The 15,834-nt window shown below is 56.9% G+C and carries 14 protein-coding genes; 5 read left to right on the top strand and 9 right to left on the bottom strand.

Annotation, left to right across the window (positions count from 1 at the left end; translation table 11 throughout):
* Positions 1-12 precede the first annotated feature (12 nt).
* The 4 genes from FEAC_RS05645 to FEAC_RS05630 are packed head-to-tail and all read right to left on the bottom strand — an operon-like array spanning position 13 to position 3,845.
* Entirely contained in the window at positions 13-762 is a 750-nt protein-coding gene (locus FEAC_RS05645) for an adenosylcobinamide-GDP ribazoletransferase (RefSeq protein ID WP_152623101.1), read from the bottom strand.
* A gap of 27 nt (positions 763-789) precedes the next feature.
* On the bottom strand, positions 790-1,314 hold the full coding sequence (locus FEAC_RS05640) for a bifunctional adenosylcobinamide kinase/adenosylcobinamide-phosphate guanylyltransferase (protein ID WP_035388969.1): 525 nt from the start codon (positions 1,312-1,314) through the stop codon (positions 790-792).
* Complete coding sequence (gene cobI / locus FEAC_RS05635) at positions 1,311-2,042, bottom strand: precorrin-2 C(20)-methyltransferase (RefSeq protein ID WP_035388968.1); 732 nt, start codon at positions 2,040-2,042, stop codon at positions 1,311-1,313. Before cobI ends, FEAC_RS05640 begins: the two co-directional genes overlap by 4 nt.
* Before the next feature lie 9 nt (positions 2,043-2,051).
* The gene (locus FEAC_RS05630; protein WP_052565738.1) at positions 2,052-3,845 is read right to left on the bottom strand and encodes a S53 family peptidase; all 1,794 of its coding nucleotides are present in this window, start codon (positions 3,843-3,845) and stop codon (positions 2,052-2,054) included.
* A gap of 79 nt (positions 3,846-3,924) precedes the next feature.
* Here FEAC_RS05630 and FEAC_RS05625 point away from each other — a divergent pair, with 79 nt between their 5' ends.
* The 3 genes from FEAC_RS05625 to FEAC_RS05615 all read left to right on the top strand — a co-directional run bounded on the left by FEAC_RS05625 (position 3,925) and on the right by FEAC_RS05615 (position 6,867).
* Positions 3,925-5,211, top strand: coding sequence for a DNA recombination protein RmuC (locus FEAC_RS05625; RefSeq protein ID WP_052565736.1), 1,287 nt, complete (start codon positions 3,925-3,927; stop codon positions 5,209-5,211).
* 127 nt (positions 5,212-5,338) lie between these two features.
* On the top strand, positions 5,339-5,656 hold the full coding sequence (locus FEAC_RS05620; protein ID WP_035388966.1) for an Mpo1-like protein: 318 nt from the start codon (positions 5,339-5,341) through the stop codon (positions 5,654-5,656).
* A complete protein-coding gene (locus FEAC_RS05615) occupies positions 5,653-6,867 on the top strand; it encodes an MFS transporter (RefSeq protein ID WP_052565734.1) in 1,215 nt (404 codons plus the stop codon). The genes FEAC_RS05620 and FEAC_RS05615 overlap by 4 nt, the downstream gene beginning before the upstream one ends.
* Positions 6,868-6,882: 15 nt before the next feature.
* On the opposite strand, the gene FEAC_RS05610 is transcribed toward FEAC_RS05615, so the two are convergent.
* Positions 6,883-7,737 (bottom strand): aldo/keto reductase, encoded by an 855-nt coding sequence (locus FEAC_RS05610; RefSeq protein WP_201773856.1) that lies wholly within the window; start codon positions 7,735-7,737, stop codon positions 6,883-6,885.
* 954 nt (positions 7,738-8,691) lie between these two features.
* Between FEAC_RS05610 and tkt the strand changes: the two genes are divergently transcribed.
* Both tkt and FEAC_RS05600 read left to right on the top strand, forming a co-directional pair.
* Positions 8,692-11,571: a transketolase gene (tkt, locus tag FEAC_RS05605; RefSeq protein WP_081901024.1), complete on the top strand. Its 2,880-nt coding sequence runs from the start codon at positions 8,692-8,694 to the stop codon at positions 11,569-11,571.
* 312 nt (positions 11,572-11,883) lie between these two features.
* Positions 11,884-12,258, top strand: coding sequence for a DoxX family protein (locus FEAC_RS05600; protein WP_201773855.1), 375 nt, complete (start codon positions 11,884-11,886; stop codon positions 12,256-12,258).
* A 370-nt stretch (positions 12,259-12,628) separates the two neighbouring features.
* Here the strand turns inward: FEAC_RS05600 and FEAC_RS05595 are convergent, their stop codons facing one another.
* The 4 genes from FEAC_RS05595 to FEAC_RS05580 all read right to left on the bottom strand — a co-directional run bounded on the left by FEAC_RS05595 (position 12,629) and on the right by FEAC_RS05580 (position 15,696).
* Positions 12,629-13,360 (bottom strand): FAD:protein FMN transferase, encoded by a 732-nt coding sequence (locus tag FEAC_RS05595; RefSeq protein WP_052565732.1) that lies wholly within the window; start codon positions 13,358-13,360, stop codon positions 12,629-12,631.
* A complete protein-coding gene (locus FEAC_RS05590; RefSeq protein WP_035388964.1) occupies positions 13,360-13,815 on the bottom strand; it encodes an FMN-binding protein in 456 nt (151 codons plus the stop codon). The genes FEAC_RS05595 and FEAC_RS05590 overlap by 1 nt, the downstream gene beginning before the upstream one ends.
* Positions 13,816-13,849: 34 nt before the next feature.
* A complete protein-coding gene (locus FEAC_RS05585; RefSeq protein ID WP_052565730.1) occupies positions 13,850-15,214 on the bottom strand; it encodes a ferredoxin reductase family protein in 1,365 nt (454 codons plus the stop codon).
* A 140-nt stretch (positions 15,215-15,354) separates the two neighbouring features.
* Complete coding sequence (locus FEAC_RS05580) at positions 15,355-15,696, bottom strand: hypothetical protein (protein ID WP_052565729.1); 342 nt, start codon at positions 15,694-15,696, stop codon at positions 15,355-15,357.
* Positions 15,697-15,834: the final 138 nt, after the last annotated feature.

Raw genomic sequence — 15,834 nt, 5'->3', positions numbered from 1 at the left:
CTGCGTCGAAATCTAACCATGAATCCTCATCACTGCCACGGCTAGAAGCATCCCGGTCTCGGCAACCAAGCCCACTGCACCAACCACGTCACCGGTTATTCCCCGAAGGTGATGTATCGCGAACGCGAGTACTCCAAGTCCACACAAGGCACCGAACACCAACGCGAGCAGCATCATAGGTGTACCAAGCACTATCATGGCACCAACTGCCAGCAACCCCTCCAAGAGTAGGAACCAGACTATCCAATGTCGGCGTTGAGAGGCGAAAACTCGGGCGAGTGAACTCTCCTTAGCAAGCGGAAACCACATCATAGAGAGCGCCATCATGCACCTACTGAGCACGAAAATCCCGATCAGAAAGGCTGGAAACCCAATGGTTGACCAGGCCGATATCCGAACCAAGACGACGACGATCAGGGCCAAGACTGCGAATGCCCCAACCGTTGGCTCATCCATGATTGCAAGGCGACGTTCGCGCTCAACAAAGCCTGCTAGGCCATCTGCAGTATCTGCGACCGCGTCATAGTGGAGTCCTCGGGTCATCGCCGCATCCACGATGAGCGCGACGACGGCTCCAACGAGCGTGGAACCCGATCGGTCCCCAATCCAGAATCCCACCAGGGATGCACCACCTACGATCAGCCCGGTCAGTGGGATCACGACAAGACTCACAGCGTTGAGAGTCCCTCCAAGCGGGATAAGCGTCATGAAGGCGACGGCTCCTCGTGCGCCTTCGAGCACTCGTCGCATCAACTCATCCACCCAGAGCGACCACCCATACCGAGACCTCTAGGAGTGCTCACGAAAGCCGTGCAACGGGAGCGGAATGCCAGCCACCACCAGAAAGACGTGGGTTGATACCAGAGTCAATGCCTGGTTGATCGATCCAAGGGCATCCACAAAACAGCGACCGACCGCCGTCGTTGGATGAACAGCCAGCCCTACCTCTTCAGAGACGATCACCAAGGGATTACGTCGAACGCGTAACGTCGCGATTAGTTGCTGGGTCAGCATACTCAAGCTCTCCTCGTCGCAGACATCGAGTCGTGCCAACCAGGTTCCGACTGAATCCAACAGTACCGGGTGGTCATCAAAGGCCAACAGTCGCACTAGATCACGCGGTTCTTCGAGTTCGAGCACTGAATAGCGGGGTCCACGACGCTCCTGATGGCGAGCGACGCGGCGTATAAATTCAGGGTCAGAAGAGGACTCCAGAGTGGCGATGTAGTGCACCGCAGGCTGGTTGTCAAGGAGCGACTCGGCAAAGGCCGACTTTCCAGAGCGTGTTCCGCCCAAGACCAAGGTCGTACTCACGCTGACCTCCTTTGAACTGGCACGATGATGGTCGCGAAATATGGAACCTTGTCAGGGGCCTCGGAGAGAGTAAGCACCTGCATCCGATCCGTTCCTAGCTCCAGACCTACCATGGCTCCCTTCTGTCTGCCAGCCTGTGCAATCATCGCGCGAAGCATCGCAAAGTTCGACGAAAGCTTGTAGATCACCAGCACCGACTCTCTATCTTCGAGCAGGTGTTCAAGATGGCCAGGGTCGCCGGTAGCCGGAACGAGGTGGAGACGTTCGTCGTTGTCGAGCAAGTTAGTCGTTACCAGGCTCGCCAGTGCTAAAAATGCCGGGACACCGGGGATCACTCGAACCGCAATTGGGAGCTGTTCGCACACGACAGCCTCAACAACAAGTGAAAACGTTGAGTAGAGGAGCGGATCTCCAAGTGTCACAAAGGCGCTCATCGCAGCACTCGTGAGTCTTGGACGAAGTTCACGTATCGTCTCTCGCACAGCGTGGAGGCGGCGGTCAATTCCTTCAGAGCCACTGGCCATCTGCATTGGGATCCGGATCACCTCTCGATCGGGTAGCAGGGTGTGGACAATGTACTCCGCTCGGCCCATGCTCTCGGGGTGGCTCGATGGAGCAATGATGATCTCAGCAGTCTCCAAAACACTCATGGCGGCGAGGGTGACGAGCCCAGGGTCACCAGGGCCCAAACCAACACCATAGAGCTCGGCAGTTCGTTGTGAATCCACGCCAGCAGTCTAGAACCGTTCCAGTAACTCGCGCAGGTGAAACGTCATTCGACTACGAACCCATGCATACGGTTGTGGTACCTGCGGCTGGATTCGACGTTTGAGGGCATCCATGAGTAGCGCAAAATTTGGGCTCCCGAGTCCAGTCGCTAAGCTGTAGCGCCCAGTCACGCGAAACTGACCAGGATGAAGGCGACGGAAGTCGTTACCTCCGCGTTGCACAGAGGTAAAAACGCCGGTGCGAGCGTCAAGACTGTAGAGCCATGGATTAACGAGGCCAAGCCGCACGTTGGCATGCGACTCTAGATCAGCCAACCCGGCGGCAAAGACGGAGGCGGCTAGGCTTGTCCCTCCAAGCAAGGTCCATCCACGCCCAGGGACATCGATCTTGGCACCTACCGCGATCATCGCCACGTCCGGGACGAGACGACATCCGGACTGGAGTCGACAGTGAAGAGCAGCCCGTCCAACCTCTGAATAGACACCACGCTGATACGACGGTTCACTAAAAACCTGAGATAGCCCTCCTCCACTGGCCCCGGAGTAGGTGGCATCATTCCAGACAGACGGAGTGGTCTTGGCATCAAGTGCGGAGGTGAACTCCTCGCCGCCTACTCCGGTCACCATAGGCTGCGACGCTGGGTTATCCACGGCAAGTCCAGCGTTGTGCCCGGTAGCAAGACAGTCTGATGACCCGTCGTCACCGCTCGCAGCCACGACCGTCTGCCCCTGCAATGCCGCCTGGGCGAAGGCCAGCTGTTCGATACTGAGCTGTTGAGGAGGGGTGTTCGCCTCACACGTCCCCCAGGTCGTAAGGAGAATACTTGCCTTGTCTTGACTCACCATTCGGAGATAGAGTGCGTTGGCATTGCCGGAGCTGGCCGTATACACGAGAAGATGTACACCTGGTGCGTAGCTAAGGAGAGTCTCTATGTCGAGCGCTGCCTCCTCAAGGTGGGAGCGGCCAGCGTTGCCAGAACCTCCATCGACGGCGACGGTCGCAAGATGAAGTGGTTCACCAACACACCGGGCATAGCGGAGCAGGCTCGCGCCGAGCGCAGTCGATGCAGCGCTCGTTACATCAGCAAACTCGGCGATGCCAACCGTAACCGAATGCCGTGTTATTGAACGTGGGAGGTGGTAGTAGCGTGCAACTACCGCTGGCGCGTAGCCCAGCCTTGGTGAGTTATCTCGGCGAAGGCCAGAGCACGATATTGTCGATGCTCCAGCAGCACTCCGGATCCTAGGTACTCCCTTAGCCTTCCGGGACGCTACCGGGAAGTAGCCATTCGCAAACAGGCCGGTGATTCCAGCGATATGTCCGTCGATCGAGCTCGACAGCTTGGCCGGGTAGGTGTCGGCTACTGCAACACTCCTGCCTCCCGAGAGTCGTGCTCGATCAAAGGCTACACCCAAGGCGGCCGTGGCTTGGGCCACCGTCCCGGTAACAGGCATCACCAAACCGCCAGGCCATACCGCTCCAGTCTTCATGCCATACTCGTGAAAATAGTCACTTACCATATCCTGGATCACAGGAGACGGAGCGTAGTCACGGCCAAACTGGGCTGGAGTGAGATAATGACCAGGAGGCTGCTGCGAACGAGCCCATGCGTTGGCGAGCAGCGAGGCTTCATTTCTTGGTTTCAGCACGACATCGAACTCCACAGTCATCGTCGCGGGTGCAACGGGCTGACGCATCGATGCCAACAAGGTGCGTTGTTGAACAGCGAGCATACCAGAGGCCACAAGCACACTAGCAAGAAAGACGCCGAGGTAACCCTTTACCACCATCCACACCTTCACCCGTATCCAACCAGCACACCTTTGTCATGATTGCGACACTGTCACTCTCCCGTCATACACTACAAAGTAAGGAGGTCATATGGTCTATATCGCGGTGCTCCTCGCACTCATAGTAGGAGTTCTCGTCGGCTACCTCATCGGCCACCGTCACCGACGTGATGACGCTGGTCTGTTGAGTGAGTGTAGCCAACTCCGGCAGGAGCTTGAGACCAAGTCGCAATCGCTAGCCGAATCGATGCAGGACAAAGCTCGTCTTGAGGAGCGACTAAGCGCCGCCGCCATCATCCGGGAGGAGCTTGATCGATCGATCGAATACGTTCACAGCCTCCTCGAGACGAAGGTCAGTACGGCTATGCAAGGCTACACCGAAGAGCTTGCCGCACGTGCGGAGAAGACCTTTTCGTCGACTGCAAAGACCTCCTTTGAACAGCTAGTACAACCCGTCGACGAGGAACTCAAGCGTCTCAATACCGAACTGAGAGACCTGCAAGATAACAGAAGACAACAGTTCGGGGCGCTCGGCAAGTCACTTGAAGATCTAATGACGATCCACCTCCCACAGTTGCGACAACAGACAGACAGTCTGGTCAAGGCGCTTCGACAACCGGCAGTACGAGGTGGTTGGGGGGAGATCCAACTCCGTCGCGTCATCGAGCTTGCTGGCATGACTCGCTACTGTGACTTTGAGGAACAACCGACCTTCAGTGGTGATGCGGGCCGTAGTCGCCCCGACGTCGTCATCCATTTGCCAGGTGATCGATGTATCGCAGTCGATGCCAAGGCGCCTTTAGATGCCTTTCTCCGCATGACCGAGGCCGACAGCGACGAGAAACGACTCGAGTTCCGGCTAGCGCATGCCCGTCAACTCGATTCGATGGTCCATGACCTCGCCTCGCGTCGTTATGCCGAGCGTCTCCACAACAGTCTTGACTTCGTGGTGCTCTTCCTTCCTGGCGAGGCCTTTTTGAGTGAGGCGCTTGCAGCCCAACCTTCGCTGTTCGAAGATGCATTCTCGCAATCGGTGATAATCGCGTCGCCAGCAACGCTCCTTCCACTTTTAAAAGCTGTTGCCTTCGGATGGAGGTCAGAGGCACTCGAACAGAATGCTGCACAAATCGCCGCAATTGGCCGTGACCTCTACCAGCGCCTCAGTACCTTCCGCGACCATCTTGCCAAAATGGGTGGCGGACTCGCCTCTGCCGTCAAGGCTTACAATGACGGCGTTGGCTCGCTTGATCGCCGCGTTCTACCGTCCGCTCGCCGCTTTCTAGACCATGGCATCGAAGGCAAAGAGGGGGGACTCGAGGAGCTCGATACCGTTAGCGAGTCGCTGCGCCTAGTGGATCCAACACCATCCGATCAGTAGCACCTCTTGACCAGTCGACGTGGCCGAAACAATCGCCGTAACAACGGAAGCCAAACCAGCACAGAGCGCTCTCTCAGGGCTCAGCCTTCACGTTGATATGGGCTTTCATCCTCGCTAGAATAAAAACATGGACGACGAATTCTGGCTTCGGTATCTACGAGCCCATTCGCGTCGTCCGACGCGCGTTCTCCACTACGTTGGATCGACACTGGCGGTGTTGGCGCTAGTGCGAGCACGACGTCCACGAGATCTTCTTGTTGTCCCCTTGGCAGGCTACCTGCCTGCCTGGTTCGCCCACCTATGCATCGAACGCAATCGACCAGAGACGTTTTCGCATCCGTTTGCGTCACTGTTCGCTGACTATCGAATGCTCATGTTGGTGGCGACTGGACGTCTCGGCCCTCAGTTAGAGCGCGCTCGCACCTCGCCTGCCCTAGGCGAATGAGCGACTCGCAGGCCGCAGGGACTGGGCGTACACTCCTCATTGGCGATCTGCTCACCAAGGACCTGGCCGTCTCCGTCCTGGCCACCAGCATGGCCTCCATTCCTGCCTTCCTAGTCGGCGCGCTCGCCGTTGAGATACGTCAATCCTTCCCCATAACAACGTCTGAACTCGGGCTGGCGGTCACAAGCTATTACCTTGGCGCCGCCTCATGGGCGGTCCCCTCCGGGCGTGTTGCAGAGCGGCTAGGTGGGGTACGCGTCCTGAAGTTCACCCCCGTGGTCGGGAGCATCCTGCTTGCAACCATCGCTCTATTCTCATCCTCGTGGTGGCTGCTCGCCCTCCTACTATTCCCTTGTGGTATGGTTAGCGCAGCAACCGCAACCGCCTCTAATCTCTTTTTGGCTAGGAGAGGTAAGCCTGGCAGGCAGGGGGCTACCTTCGGCATCAAGCAGGCTGCGGTTCCTTTTGCCTCCTTGCTTGGCGGACTCGCCGTACCAGCTCTTGGGCTGACCGTCGGATGGCGATGGGCCTTTGCTCTCGCCGCCCTCCTCTCGATCGCCACCGCCATACTGGTACCTCGGCCAAATCAGCCGCGATCCAAGCTCAGTCGACAGCATGTTGGAGCTCCACCAGTCATTGACAAACTCGCTATCACGCTATTAGCCATTGGCATAGGACTCGGGGTATTCAGCGCCTCCGGGATGGCAGCCTTCCTAGTCTCTGGTTCGGTCCATGCGGGCATCTCCAAGAGTGCGGCTGGTCTGGTTGCTGCGCTGGCGGGCGCTGCGACCGTGATTGTACGGATCACCACTGGCTTTCTCGCTGACCGTCGAGGCTCTTCGCACTTCTCGGTGATCGCCATCATGATGGTGATCGGGGCCATCGGCTACGCCACTCTTGCCCTTGCTCAACACCTTGGGATCGCGGCACTCCTGGTGCCGGGCGCCGTCGTCGCACTCGGCATTGGATGGGGATGGAACGGCCTGTTCAACTTTGCCGTGATCGATAAGCACCGTGCTACGCCAGCGCGAGCGACCGGAATGACTCAGCTCGGTGGACGTCTTGGTGGCATGCTAGGCCCGACCGTGATCGGCGTATTGATTGACCGTTTCAGTTATAGCACCGGTTGGATGGCGGCGGCGGCCACCTGTGCGATGGCCGCCGTTGCTGTAGTACTAGGCAGTCGCCTGCTCGAACGCAAAACGACCTAATCTGCTCATCCTCGATTAAGAGGCAATCGCAGCCAAACGAGCAAACTGATCGTCAGATAGCGTAATGTCAGCAGCAGCTATATTCTCCTCGACATGAGCCACGCTCGAGGTTCCGGGAATCGGAAGCATGACTGGTGACTTAGCCAGGAGCCAAGCAAGTGCGATCTGTGCAGGCTTGGCACCTAGTTCACGTGCCACATCTCCAAGGGCGCCATCGCCTTCAGCGAGTGCCCCAGTCTGGATCGGAAACCACGGGATGAAGGCGATACCTGCTGCTTCGCAGTAGTCAAGCACCTCTTCTGACTGACGATTTGCCAAGTTGTAGAGATTCTGCACCGAGTCGATACTCGCATAGCTTTGTGCCTCCTTGATCTCGAGGACGGAGACCTCCGAGAGACCGATCCGATCGACCTTGCCCTCGGCCTGGAGTTCGGCCAGGAGGCCGATCTGCTCTGCCAATGGAACCTCCGGATCGATGCGATGCAGCTGAAAGAGGTCAAGCCGTTCGACCCCGAGTCTGCGAAGACTCATCTCGGCCTCCTGGCGTAGATACGCGGGCCGTCCAACCGGAACCCATTCACCGGGACCGGTGCGTACCAACCCAGCTTTGGTAGCGATCGCTAGCTCTGCCGAGTAAGGGTGCAGCGCTTCGTGTATCAGCTCCTCGCTAACGTAGGGACCGTAGGAGTCAGCGGTATCGATCAATGTTACTCCTAGCTCAACTGCGCGACGTAACACTCGTTTCACCTCATCGCGATCCTTAGGCGGTCCCCAGACACCAGGACCCGTGATCTGCATGGCGCCGTAACCGAGCCTGCCAACACGCAACGATCCGCCAATCGCAAACTCTCCACCAATATATTTTGTCATCATTGCCTCGCTATTGTTATCGACATCTCCACCTGCATGAGATCTCAGTGTGATCAGCATTGCAGTTACCGGAGATTATTTGCATTTACAACCATCATCCTAGTCGGGATGGCTCGTCGAGCTGAGATACCTCCTCGCCACCAGCGGAATGGTTCGACCAGGATTTGGGTAATCTAGAGCGGCTGGGCTTAGATCCAGGACACTCTACACTCTGAGATCACGAGTTCTAAGACTCAATAACCTCAGCAGATAGTCCGTGTAGCTACCACGTCGAGGAGACGAACGAGACGCAACGCCCCTGAAATGTAACGGTCACCTGCAGGCGGGTCGACCATCATTCGACTAGTTGCCGTCGATCTCACCTAGTCGAGTAGGGTTCTCTCCTCCATCAGCGTCCGTTGATCTCTCCCGGGCCGTAGAGAGCTAGCGTCAGCAGTTCTAGGTCACATATTTTTGCTGAGCAGCCATACCGTCTACAGGTAGCCACCTCAAGCACTCGGACAAGAAGGCACAACATGTACACCGTGCGCACCGTGATCTCGCGCCTACCCACTGGCACAGGGAAAGGATAATGGACACAACCACACTAACGTTTTAGATACAGCTTCGCCAGAAGAGGTGCAGTTCAAGATGTCTATTACCCGCGGTCGCGCGCCTGGCCATCAGCAGTACACAACAACAAATACCAGCTCCGCTCTCGGACGGCGTCATTGATATGCGCAGCTGGCTACGGAATCCCCACGACAGCTATTAAATCTCAGTTCGCGCACTCCTGATCTGCCAGTGGCTAGAATCGCTATCAACGCTGCATCGGCATCAACCGCTAGCAGTGCTGCCCTAACATAGTGAAACGAAGGCTCCCTAGAACAGCAGCCATGTCAATCTAGATTTCAGGTTGACGGGTGACAGCCGTTACCTTCTGACTAGCCACCCCGATCACAAAGGAGCTCGACCATGAATCCACTAGATGAACGTTGTATAACCACCGTTCGAATGCTCTCAATCGACCAAGTTGAGACTGCACAGTCTGGCCACCCAGGGCTACCGCTTGGACTCGCACCGGTCGCCTATACCCTCTTCGCTCGACTGATGAACTTCGATCCCGATGATCCAACTTGGCCGAATCGAGATCGCTTCATCCTCTCGGCTGGCCACGGATCAGCCTTGCTCTATTCACTTCTCCATCTCTTTGGCTACGAACTTCCGATAGAAGAACTGCGTCGCTTTCGCCAGCTCGGATCTAGAACCCCCGGTCATCCAGAACATGGCCTCACCCCAGGGGTGGAGACGACCACAGGTCCCCTTGGGCAGGGGTTTGCGACCGCCGTTGGCATGGCAATCGGCGAGGCAAAACTCCGCAACGCGGCCGGTGACTCCTCGATCAACCACTACACCTTCGTACTCGCCTCCGATGGAGACCTAATGGAGGGGATCAGTCATGAGGCCGCCTCGCTCGCTGGCTCGCTTCACTTGGGTCACCTCATCGTTGGCTACGACTCCAATGACATCACCATTGACGGTCCACGACACGATTCCTGCACCGACGATCCAGTCGCGCGTTTTCAAAGCTACGGCTGGCAGGTTCTCAGCATCAGCGACACCGAAGACATTGACGAAATTGAACGTATCTATCGCGAGGCGATGGCTGACATGGAGCACCCGAGCCTAATCATCGCACCGACCGTCATTGGACGTGGTTCTCCCACCAAACAGGGAACCTCCAAGGCTCATGGTGCACCACTGGGCGCCGACGAGCTGGCAGCAACTAAAGCCGCCTATGGCTGGCCAACTGAGCCGACATTCCTCGTCCCTGACGAGGTAAAGACATACCTGGCGAAGCTGATCGCCGATAAGCAGGCGATCAGCAGGGTATGGCGCGAGACTTACCTATCGCAGCCTGGTTCCACGAAAATCCAACCCGGGAAAGACCCGCTAACGATCCCTGAAGTAACGACGACTCCCCTGGCCACGAGGGCAGCATCAGCGGCGTTTCTGCAGTCGGTAGCTCCAGAACTTCCCATGCTCATCGGTGGATCCGCCGACCTCGCAGAGTCGACCGGCCTCAATGTAGGCCTCGATGCGATTACAGCAACTGACTTCTCAGGTTCAGTGATTCGTTTTGGCATCCGCGAACACGCAATGGCAGCTGTTGCCAATGGGCTCGCGCTATACGGGTTCACCCCGTATGTCTCTACCTTTCTGGTCTTTTCTGACTATCTCCGTCCATCGTTGAGGCTCAGCGCGCTCATGGGCCTTGGTGTGATCTACATCTTCTCACACGATTCATTTGCGGTCGGAGAGGACGGCCCAACTCATCAACCAATCGAACAACTCGAGGGACTGCGCATCATCCCGCGGACCAACGTGCTTCGCCCCGCCGACACATTCGAGACGTTTGCATGTTGGAAGCAAGCGTTGGCCGAACGGACTAAGCCTACGGTCATCGCCCTCACCCGACAACCTCTTCCACAGCACCCGACCACCGAGTCCATCGATTGGCTCGCGACCACAGGGGCTCGAATCGTCTACGACGACCCAAATACCTCGCCCGAGGTGGTGCTCATAGCCTCCGGTTCTGAGGTATCGCTTGCAATCGATGCCGCCAAAATCCTGAAGAACGAGGACGACATCGATGCGCGTGTCATCTCGGTTCCATGGCGCGAGCGCTTTCTGGCGATCGATCCTCGTGAACGAGATGTGCTCGCTCCAACCGGAACTCCCCGACTCGTACTAGAGGCCACCGTAGGCACCGGGTGGTACCAGTTCTTGAGTCCTGGCGATCGGTTGTACAACGTGAACGATTTTGGCACCTCTGCCCCGATGGCTGATGTGGCTGCCCACTTCGGCTTTACCTCTACCGAGGTCGCGGACGCTGCCCTCGATCTGGTCGTCGACTCCTATCGACTGGGGCACCCCACTCATCTCGTCTCGGATCTACTCCGTGCTACTGAGGCAGCCGCCTGTGCAACGCTCGAGGAGATCGGTCTTGGGGACAAGAACCGCGCCGACGCGGCGGCAGTAGCCGCCATGCGTGAGGAGCTAGGAAGGCTACCAGTCTCGGCTACCGTCATAGCCGGCGAGGGCGAGAAGGATCATGCACCCATGCTCTACGTTGGGGAGCGACTGGGTACCGGCTCGATCGACATCGACTTGGCCGTTGATCCACTTGAAGGCACCAACTTCGCAGCAACCGGACGAGAGGGGGCGATCTCGGTAATCGCAGCAGCCCCGGCCGGAGGATTTAAACAACTGCCCGGTTTTTATCTGGAGAAACTGATCGTCGGTGAAAGGGCGGCCGGTGTCATTGATATCAGCCGGCCACTACTCGAGAATGTCAAGAGGGTGTCGCGCCGACTCGGACTCGGGATAGGTGAGACGACCGTAATCATACTGGACAAGCCTCGACATGCAGAGGCAATCGCTGATCTACGACACCATGGCGTGCCGGTCATCGAGATCTCAGACGGCGACGTGATGGCGAGTCTGAGGGTGTTGCGTGGAGATCCCAACGCTGTTATGTTGTGGGGCATCGGCGGCACTCCAGAGGGGATCATCTCTGCTGCTGCAACCCTTGCCCTCTCAGGGCAGATGCAGGCCCGTTTCGCGCCTCAGAGTCCTGAAGAGGCAAAGACCGTGAAGGCTCGATATCCAGAGTACGAAAGCCTAGAGTTCGACGCAAGCGACCTTGCTCATGCAGGTTCAGTAGTCGTGGCGACGTCAGTGACAGGGGCGAATCCCCTGGCACCACCAAGGGCGGTTGGCGATCTCACAGAACTCGAAAGTCTTTGGATTCAAGAGGGACGTCTTGGGATCATACGTCGACTCGTTCCATAGGAACTGCTGTTCTAGGCCTATTTCGGCGAGCCATACAGCCTAGGCACACCGCCTCAGAGACTGGGCGTTGTTTAATGTACCCTGACTCCAACATAGCATCGACCGACAACCGGATGTGAATGCTTGCCTGAGCCAGGACCCACTGCGCTTGACCGAACTGGCCAGGCCCTAAACACCGCGGTTTATGAGCTTGAAGCATGAAGACAGCAACGACCGAACGCCGCACGCCAAGAGCGCGTTCGCTATTGGACATCTCATCTTGCTAAACTGGGGGATAACAAAGACAAGTTCATAAAGAAGGGACTACCTCACGTGGGTCAAGGAACAAAAAAATTCTGTCGTCAACTAGGGCGGGCGATGGTCGCATCCCCACTCATCTACGGTGGATTAGGGGCTGCCCGTGAGCCCGGCATGCGTCACAAGGCACTCGAGCGATCGGGTTTACCGGCCAGCCCAGGACTCGTTCGCTTCAACGGTGGGGCTATGGTCGTCGGCGGAGTTGCGCTCGCCCTCGGCATCAAGCCAAAGCTCGCGGCGTTCGGACTCGCGACTTCTATCACCGCAACAACTCTGGTTGGTCACGCCTTCTGGCGTGAGGAGGATGAGGCGGCGCGCAAGAACCAGAGTATTCAGTTCTACAAAAACGCGGCAATCCTCGGTGGGTTGCTTCTTGAGATTGTGAGTTAACCACAGTTCACTCATTGCAGTGCTACCTGTTGCAGGAGATCTAGAAGTGGAGGGTCTGCTCCAGCTTGCGCGTGTGGCCTTGCTGATTCGGTCTGGCCAGCACCAACACTGCTTAGGACCTGAAGTTGTTCTCTTGCGCCCTGGTGACGCCGAATTCTCAGTGTTGCAAGACCGTTGAGCGACGTATCTAGGTCATGATATCAGTCTGGATATGACGAAGGCTGAGGCGTTCAAAGCTGTTGCATCCTCTGTGTTGCTTGACTTGAGTAATAAACATTCTCAGAGTAACGCGCCAAGAGACAAAAACTCGCCATGGGTTCGACAACCGACCCAACCGGGTATTCAAAGATAAGAGATGCCACCAGTGACCTTAGATCTCCTCCGGCGAGAACACTGTGCCTGGTAGCGCGTGCAACATCCCATCAAAGGTGATCAGCAGGCCGTGGAACTCCCCCGCATAGCCTATCTGTTCTAGAACTCGATCACCTCCAGCTATCACAGCGGTAGCAAGCGCATCAGCAAGGTAGAGAGGTGCTCCAACGATGGTGGCAGCGAAGGCGCCCAGCTCTCCTCCAGCTGGATTAATCACATGACACCCGCGCTCATAGAGGCCCGATGTCGCGACTGCAGTATTGCACTTCACCACCGCACAAAGTCGATCCGCAACGAACGGATGCCGAATCCCGACGTTAATCGGCTCGCTGCTGTGAATCGCAATATCTCCACCTCCATTCACCACGGCTTCGGCCGCACCCGCATCAATCAACATCTGAAGGATGCGCTCGGTTGCCCAACCCTTGACTAGGCCTGATGGGTCGAAACCTCCCGGCACCGCCCATGGGTCGAAATATCCGTCTGACAGCTCTCTGGCAAGCTCGCACAGGGCAACCACCTCTTCAACCTCGGAGCTCTCCACGCCTCGCTCTCCACGCCGCAGGCGGCTCACCTCGCTGTCATCCCGATAGGTGCTAAAGACCCTATCGAGACGCCCAAGCTCGTCTGTCGCCCTATCAACCATACGATCCCACCCGCCATCGATCTGATCTCCCTCTCCAATCGACAGCGTAAAAACCGTGCCCATGGTAGCGATCTCAGCGAGCATCATTTCCCTTTTAGCTTATTAAGCGCACCCTGAAGCGAGTAGGCAAAACCCTGGCTCGTATAGGTGGCCCCCGTGATTATCGAGATCGGAAGCCCCTGAGCTTTGAGCACCTCGGTCTGGAGCAACGGAACTGCAGCTTGCTCGATCTGGACCGAGTACTGGTCAAGCGCCTGGAACTTCGCAATCGATACCTGGACGATCTTGTGGGCCTTCACGTCGACGGTCACCGCGATGTCCCCGTAACCATAGTTCGTAACCGGCCCCGTAACCGAGGTCGGCCCGACCGGCAATGGCACGGCCGCTGGAGTCGAACTCTTGGATTTAGACACCTTCGAGCTCGAATGGGTCTTGTTGGATGCGGTGGAACCCAACTGGGTCTTAGACCGTGGATACAGAGTAAGGATGCCAATAAGGCCAACTACCGTCGCACCAAGAACGGTCAAAATTCTGCGCATGTAACTCTCCTCTAGCGATAACAGCTGATGCTGACTAAATCGAATACGGTTCGACATGGAGTTGGCGCCTGTGCACTCCAAGCTGCAAGAAAACATCGCGCACCGCCTCGACAAAACCTGGCGAGCCGCTAATGAAGATGTCACGACTCCGATAGTCCTTGATGTTGCCAGCGATGGTACGCAAATCCACCGAGGTACGGTCTCCGCTCAGAATATAGACCCGACCGTTGCGCTCGTTGGCGAGACGTTCAAGCTCATCGACCAGCATGAGATCGGTTTTAGAGGTGACCCTAAGAATAAGAGCTGGTCGACTACCGGCGGGTAGATCCTCGAGCAGCCCTCGTATGGCCGTAACTCCGATTCCACCTGCGATCAAAAGCGCGCGATCTCTGGCCCGCCGAGCGACGGTAAAGTTCCCGTAAGGGCCCTCGAACCAGACGCGGGTACCCACTTTGAGTTGTGCGATGTTCGAGGAAAAGTCACCGACTGGTTTAACCATTAACCTAATGACGTCACCCTGGAGATCAACGACAGAGAACGGATGTGCCTGCCACCATCGACCACGAGTCAGAAAACGCCATTCGAAAAACTGGCCGCCTTGCAGACGCAGGTCATCAAGGTACTGACCCTCCAGCAACACCTTGGTGATCCCATTGGATTGCGGTTCGACCGCCACCACTCGCAGCCCATGACGCAATGATCTAAGCAAGGGGATACAGACACGATAGACGAGGATGGCCACTCCAACGAGGACCCACGCCAGACCCCATACCCACTGAGCGACAGGGTGATTCACAAAGCTAGGGCCGAGTACCAGCTCATGGGCGAACGATAGCACCAACGACACATAGATCAGCAGATGCAACAGCCACCAATTCTCTCTCGATAGTCGTCGCCTCAGCCAAGGAAGCGATACTAATCCGATCAGCAACATCAATCCCAGAGCGATGAATGCGGTGAGCATGTCCGGATATGTGTTGATCAACACGCCGATCTCGTGGGAGAACCCCGTCTTGGAAATCTGCGCATAGGCCACCGTGGTCAGCACCGCATGAGCAAGTATGAAGGAGATAGCTAGAACGGACAGGTTCTTATGCCAACCCATGACTCCACCACGGCCGAGCGCACGCTCTAGCAGCGGTAGACGCGATGCCATCAACACCATCACCATCGCGAAATAGGTGCCGACGAGTCCGGTCACTGATCCCAGAAAAAGAGTCCATCCACCTGGAGCGTGGATCTCATGAATGGTGCCATCGACCAGCGGCAATCCAAGCGCAACCCCAAGGCCAATACCAGCGAGTGCGAGTGCGAACAGCAGGCCAGTCTCACCTGAACTTGCTCGGCGCGTCGGGCTCGGGTCGGTCTCCAGACCGCCACCTCGGGCTGTTGTTTTCATGTAACTCCTTCTAATCCTCATCGCGCCGAAATTGACAACGCATTGGGAGTGGAACTCCATCGGAATCCAGCCCCAACGCGCTCGTTCTAGCCTGCCAGCGAAAGCTTGGGACCGACTGAAGCGAAGCTGAGATTCGCGCCCTAGAGCTTCTCATCAAGTCGGCGATGGAGGTCGGTGACCAAGGTCTGTAGCTTAGCCAACTCACTTCGGTGCTCGCGATGTGATTTGATTAGGTGAATCGTACCTCCAGCCGCAATGCACGCACCGAGATCACTGGTCACATTGGTGTAGTTGCCACCGACTAGCTCAGCGAACGCAGATACATGGACCGAAAGCAATGGAAGCGCCACTAAATATACACCTAGCACCGTGAGCAAGATAATATGCGGCTTGGATGACAGGATCCGTGGGACAAAAGCGAGAATTCGGACAAGCCTCGACTGGTGGCCGTCACTTTGGGTCATTTGATCAACCGTATCCATGGAATCTCCTTTGTAGGAACTTGACGCAGCTGCTAAAGCTACGATGGGATGCCACCTCCATGCTAGTTACTCGTCAATGAGACATAAGAAGGGTGGGCAGTGTGCCGCCGACATCAACAGAGGGTTAGTAGTGCTGTT

This window comes from Ferrimicrobium acidiphilum DSM 19497 (assembly GCF_000949255.1).
GTDB classification, from domain to species: Bacteria; Actinomycetota; Acidimicrobiia; order Acidimicrobiales; family Acidimicrobiaceae; genus Ferrimicrobium; species Ferrimicrobium acidiphilum.
This window is presented reverse-complemented; position numbering and strand designations above follow the sequence as displayed.